This window comes from Streptomyces botrytidirepellens, assembly GCF_003721215.1.
GTDB lineage: Bacteria > Actinomycetota > Actinomycetes > Streptomycetales > Streptomycetaceae > Streptomyces > Streptomyces himastatinicus.
Window position 1 is genome coordinate 1 of sequence record NZ_RIBZ01000656.1, and the last position, 5554, is coordinate 5554.

Annotated in this window: 6 protein-coding genes; 2 read left to right on the top strand and 4 right to left on the bottom strand. The window is 68.8% G+C overall.

Features of this window, described 5'->3' with window-relative positions:
* Positions 1–160 precede the first annotated feature (160 nt).
* Together EEJ42_RS34840 and EEJ42_RS34845 are read left to right on the top strand one after the other, a co-directional pair.
* Positions 161–1018, top strand: a complete 858-nt coding sequence (locus EEJ42_RS34840) for a hypothetical protein (RefSeq protein ID WP_123106185.1) — start codon at positions 161–163, stop codon at positions 1016–1018.
* A gap of 200 nt (positions 1019–1218) precedes the next feature.
* Positions 1219–1755, top strand: a complete 537-nt coding sequence (locus tag EEJ42_RS34845; RefSeq protein ID WP_184503423.1) for a Uma2 family endonuclease — start codon at positions 1219–1221, stop codon at positions 1753–1755.
* Positions 1756–1825: 70 nt separating this feature from the next.
* On the opposite strand, the gene EEJ42_RS34850 is transcribed toward EEJ42_RS34845, so the two are convergent.
* From EEJ42_RS34850 to EEJ42_RS34865, 4 genes are all read right to left on the bottom strand, one after another.
* Positions 1826–3550, bottom strand: coding sequence for a glycine/sarcosine N-methyltransferase (locus EEJ42_RS34850; RefSeq protein ID WP_484422024.1), 1725 nt, complete (start codon positions 3548–3550; stop codon positions 1826–1828).
* A 264-nt stretch (positions 3551–3814) separates the two neighbouring features.
* The gene (locus tag EEJ42_RS34855) at positions 3815–4651 is read right to left on the bottom strand and encodes a hypothetical protein (protein WP_123106191.1); all 837 of its coding nucleotides are present in this window, start codon (positions 4649–4651) and stop codon (positions 3815–3817) included.
* A 6-nt stretch (positions 4652–4657) separates the two neighbouring features.
* Positions 4658–5125 carry a hypothetical protein gene (locus EEJ42_RS34860; protein ID WP_148082136.1) on the bottom strand — a complete coding sequence of 156 codons (468 nt, stop codon included), beginning with the start codon at positions 5123–5125 and terminating at the stop codon, positions 4658–4660.
* A gap of 82 nt (positions 5126–5207) precedes the next feature.
* Positions 5208–5554: aminomethyltransferase beta-barrel domain-containing protein (locus tag EEJ42_RS34865; protein ID WP_342778372.1), on the bottom strand; the 347-nt coding region annotated here is incomplete at its 5' end.

Consider the following 5554-nt stretch of genomic DNA (forward strand, 5'->3'; position numbering starts at 1 on the left):
CACCCGCCCGCCCAACTCATCACCCCATCGGGTGACTTGGGCGCGAATATGCCAAGGGCCAGGTTAGTCTCGCGGCACAACCGCACACAGACGTCGGCCCCCGCCGGGACTGCCATCCCGAAACGAGGGCCTGACCAACTAGGAAGACAGCACCTTCCCGATGGCTGATACGCAGTCTAGTGCGCCCCTGCGCGCTCACGCCGACGCTCCCGCGTCCGGCGTCATCCACGTCCGCACCCGGCACACCGCCAACTTCACCGTGCTCTCCAACCGGCTCGCCCAGCGGGCGGGCAGTGCGGTGACCGTCGGCGTCGCCGCGTACATCCTGTCCCTCCCCGACGGCGCCTCCATCCGCATCGACGCGCTCTGCGCCCACTTCAAGGAAGGCCGGGCCCGGATCTCCGCCGCGCTCAACGAGCTGGAGGCGGAGGGCTGGCTGGAGCGGCGGGTCGAGCGGGGGCCTGGCGGGCGGATCGTCACCCGTACGTTCGTGTACGACGCGCCGGGCGCTACGGAACGCGATGTGCCGCGCCCGGCCGAGGCGCCCGCCGCCCGGGACGTCGCCGAGCCGGAGCCGGGACCGGCACCGAAGCCGGAACCGGGGCCGAAAGCGGGGCCGAAAGCGGGGCCGAAAGCGGGCGCCGCGCCCGACCCCCGCGCCGCCGCCGTCCTCGGCTCCCTGCGCCACCGCGACCGGCGGCTCGTGCTGTCCGAGCGGGAGACCGTCGCGCTGGCTCCCGCCGTCGAGGAGTGGCTCGACCGTGGGGTCGGACCGCAGGAGATCGCCGAGGCGCTGACCTCCGGGCTGCCCGACCGCATCGACCGCCGTCCGGCGCGGCTGCTCGCGTACCGCCTGGCTGCCCTGCGGCCACCCGCGTCTGGCGCCGTCCCGACGGCGCCCCACCCGATGCCCTTCCAGGACTGCGACGGCTGCGACCGCGTCTTCCGCGCGCCCCGGCCCGGACGGTGCCGCGACTGCCGGGACTCGGCGGCCGGGCCCTCGCCACTCGCCGCATGACCTTGAACCAACGCCCCAACTTTGAAAAGAGGTACCGCCCGCATGACACCCACACCCGGCGATGCCCCGCGCTCGCCTGCTGCGCACCGGACACAGTCCATAGCACTGACTGCGTGCGGGGTCGCACACGCACAGCTACCCTGGCAGAGGCCAGGATCACGAGGGGCGGGCACACCATGACAGCGCAGATGGAGAGCCCAGTGCAGACCGAAGAGATGCGGCGCTTCGAGGAATTCGACGCGGCATTCCCGGACTACCACGCCGAGATGATCGATGGAGAGGTCTACGTCAGCACCGTGGTCAGCAGCCCACACGGGAACATGGTTCTCACCATCGCCTCCCAGCTCGTGTCCCAATGGTTCGTGATGACCGAGGTCGACACCGTCTACGACGGCTGGCACGGCAAGACGCTCCTCCGCCCGGACCTCGCCGTCGCCCACCCCTCCTACCGGGGTACGCGGCTGAAGCAGTTCCCCGCCGACGAGATCATCCTCGTCGCCGAGGTCGTCTCTGAGTCCAACCCCGAGAACGACACCGACAAGAAGGTCAAGAAGTACGCCCTCGCCGGGATCCCGTACTACCTGATCGTCAACCCCATCGAGGGAAAGTGCCTGCTCTACTCGCTGCCCAGCGGGGACCACTACCGCGCATCGCTGGAGACCGACTTCGGTGAGCCGGTGCCGATCGGTGAACCGATCGACATGACGCTCGACACCAAGGCCCTCTACACGTACTGAGCGACACACAGGCGGCCGGTGACGGGCGCGTGCCCGCCACCGGCCGTACCGGGTTACCGGAGGGACCTGGCTACCGGGTGAAGTGGAAGATTCCCCACGTCACATGGTTGCTCTTACCGCCCTCGACCCAGTTGGTGAGACCTTTCTTCATGTGGGCGAGGTAGTCGGCGCTGACGTGCTCCGACAGGCCCTGGTCCTCCTGACGGCGGGTCTCCTCCAAGACCCGGGCGTAGTGCGTGACCAGGTGTTCGCGCAGCTCCTCGAAGCCGCCGCCGACCTCGGTGAAGCCGAGGCGGGCCAGTTCGTGGCGGTAGAAGTCCGGGGAGCCCATGGTGTCGAGGTGGATGCGGTCCAGGATGGGCCGCAGGGTGTCGGACGGGCAGCCGTCCACCGCCATGGGGTCGGTGAAGATGATCTGACCGCCGGGGCGCAGGACGCGGGCGGCCTCCTCCAGGGGACGGCGGCGGTTGCCGCTGTGCAGGAACGCATCCTGGGACCAGATGACGTCGACGCTGTTGTCCGGCAGCGGGATGGACTCGAAGGAGCCGTCCAGCACCTCGATGGTCTCGCCGAGCCCGCGCTCGGCGTTGATCGCACGGTGCCGCTCGTTCTCCACCTCGCTGAGGTTGAGGGCGGTGACGCGGCAGCCGTACGTCTCGGCGAGATAGCGCGCGGAGCCGCCGAAGCCCGCTCCCAGGTCGAGGACGCGGGAGTCCGGCGTGAGGTCGAGGCGGCCTGCCATGCGGGCGACGGTGCGCCTGCTGGCCTCGGCGATCGGCTCGTCGGGCCGGTCGTACACGCCGATGTGGATGTCCTCGCCGCCCCAGACGCGCCAGTAGAACTCGTCGGCGTCCGTGGAGTTGTAGTAGTCGCGGGCGGTCCCGACGGCCGGGGAGTACTCCGCGGCCGTCTCGTCGGTCGCGATGTACGCCTTCTCCGCGACGTGGATGAAGAAGTCGGGCTGCTCCTCCCGGTAGGTGTGCTGGAAGTCGCCGTACGTCTCGATCCGCTGGAAGCCGACCTCTTCCATGAGCCTGCGCGTGTAGTCCTTGCGCAGCGGAAACATGTTGAGGTGGTAGACGGATTCGTCGGGGAAGCTGTAGCGCATACGGCACAGCCCCTCGTCGACGTGCTCCGGCTCGACGGCGACATCCTCCCCGCAGTAGTAGAACACGTGCTTGCTGGAGTAGCCCTGATCGAGCATGGCGTCGTAGTTGCGGTGGTCGAGGATCAGGACGCCGTCATGCTTGAGCATCGCGTAGAACTCGGCGAGGGCCTTGCGGCGGTCACGCTCCGAGAAGAGGTGCGTGAAGGAATTGCCGAGGCAGACGATCGCGTCGTACGGGCCGTGAACGTCGCGGTTGAGCCAGCGCCAGTCGGCCTGGACGACGCGGAGGATGTGCTCGCCGTGCTTGAGCCCGTTGTCGAACGCCTGGGCGAGCATCTCGGCGCTTCCATCGACGCTCGCGGTCTCGAACCCGGCTTCCAGGAGCCGCACGGAATGAAAGCCGGTCCCCGTGGCCACATCGAGGACCTTTTTTACGCCACGCTCCCGAAGGAGGTCGATGAAGAACGTGCCCTCACTTTCTGCTCGCTTTTCCCAGTCGATCAGTGAGTCCCATTTTTCAACGAAGCTTGGTACGTACTCCTCGGTGTAGTGATCGGTGTCCCTGACCTCGAATGGATTGTCTCCGAATTTCTGGACCGATCGCGCAGAAATAACGAAACCTCCGGTGCTGAGACAGCGGACGACGGCACCCGTGTCCGGATGTGCGCCTCCCCGAACTCCCGTGATCTATGCCACCTGCGACGCCAAATTGTATGTAAATACAAAGCAACACAGACTGGCCAATCCGGAATACACCGTTTCATGCTGTTTTTAGTGTTTCTTCGCGCTAAAGGCGGACGTATCCGCAGCGGCATCAGCCGGGATCGGTGGAAGCGAGTGCCCGCATCGAGCTCCCCAACACGGCCCGGTCGCCAGCATCCGGAAAGGGCGAACCGTAGCTCATGGCGGAACGAGTTTCCCATTATGCACCGTGGAGTGCCTCCCACTCCCTCAGTGGGAGGACTGCGTACCCGGGAAGAGTTCGACGCGCACGCTGTCGTCGTCGGCGATGACGTAGGTGGGGTCGGTGCGGTGGCGCCAGCCCAGGGGCAGCAGGTAGTAGCGCTGGTCCCGTTCGACGAGCAGCCGCAGCCGACTGTAGCGATACCGGTAGTGGCGCCCCTTGCCCAGGTCCTCGACGAGCGGGCCGGGTGAGCCGGAGATGCTGAGCCGGTCGGTGCTGAGCACCACGACCGCCGTGCGGCGGACCAGTTGCTCCTCGGCGCTCTCGGCCGCCCGCCTGCCCTGCTGCCCCGCGGCCATGCCGACCGCCCAGACGAGCATCAGCCCCGCGACGGTGGCGGCGAGGCCGCGGCGCCAGGCGGGGGCGGTCGCGGTGTGCCCGAGCAGCAGACCGCACGCCACGACGAGGGGCGCGGTCCAGCCGTAGGGCTGGACGTACGGCCACAGGGCCATCAGGCAGACTCCCGCGAGCACGATCAGCGGATGCCGCCGGGCCAGCAGCCCCCCGGCCTGCCGCAGATGCCGGATGGCCCGAGCGGGCACCCCCGACGAGACCAGGAGCCTCGGTATTTCGGGCAGGATCACCGCCAGGGCCATCGACATGAGCACCGGCATGGTGATGAGTTGCAGGCTCTTGAGGGCGATGTCGGTGAAGCTCAGCCCGAGGGAGAGGGACCGCAGACGGAAATAGGAATAGTAGGCGCTGTTGTACATCGCGCCCGCGTAGAACATGAGGGCCGTGAAAACCGACCCCGTGGCGACGACCGTGTTGACCCATTCAAGGGAGCCGGTACTCCGGGGTTCCGGTGACCCGGTGCGCGTCACGACGGGCTATGAGGCCGGTGGCAAGGACGTCGGACCGGGATGACCGCTGTCCGGAACGCTCGGGCTCCCGGCGCCGGCGGATTCCTCGATGGGAGGCTGACCCCCGTTGCAGTCCGGGCCCGGTTCGCACGCGGGCTCGGTGGGCTCCTCCACGGTGGGCTGGGCGCTGGGGTTGTACGGGTCGTCCTTGCCGGTGTCGGACGGCGGCGGTGCCACCGGCGGCACTCCGGGGTCCCCCTCGCCGGTATCGCTCGAAGCACCGGCCTCCGTGGCACCGGACTCGGGGACGCCCTCCTCGGACTCCCCCGTCTCCCCGGCGTTCGACGACGCGGAAGCGCTCCCGGGCGCGGCGGACGACACGGCCGGGGAGGGCGTCCCCGGTCTGTCCGGCTCCGAACGCGCACAGCCGCCGATCATGACACCGGTCAGTGCGAGGAAGACCATCGTGTGCGCGGTGCGCCGTCGAGACCCCACAGCATCCCCCCTGGACGTCCAACGTCATACTTTAGGGGAATTCTGGGCGCCAAAACAGTGCGGAACGGACACGACTCCGGCGTTACGACTGCCGGGCGACCGGGCGGGAGCGCTCCGTCGCGGCGATGGTCGCCGAGCCCACGACGCGGGTGCCGTCGTAGAGCACGATCGCCTGGCCGGGGGCCACCCCGCGGACCGGCTCGGCGAAGGAAACCCGCAGCTCGCCGTCGACCGGTTCGGCCGTCACCTCGGTCTCGCCGCCGTGGGCGCGGAGCTGGGCGGTGTAGGTGCCGGGGCCGGTGGGGGCGGCGCCGCACCAGCGGGGCTTGATGGCGGTGAGCGCCGAGACGTCCAGGGCTTCGGCGGGGCCGACGGTGACCGTGTTGTTCACCGGGGAGATGTCCAGCACGTACCGCGGCTTGCCGTCGG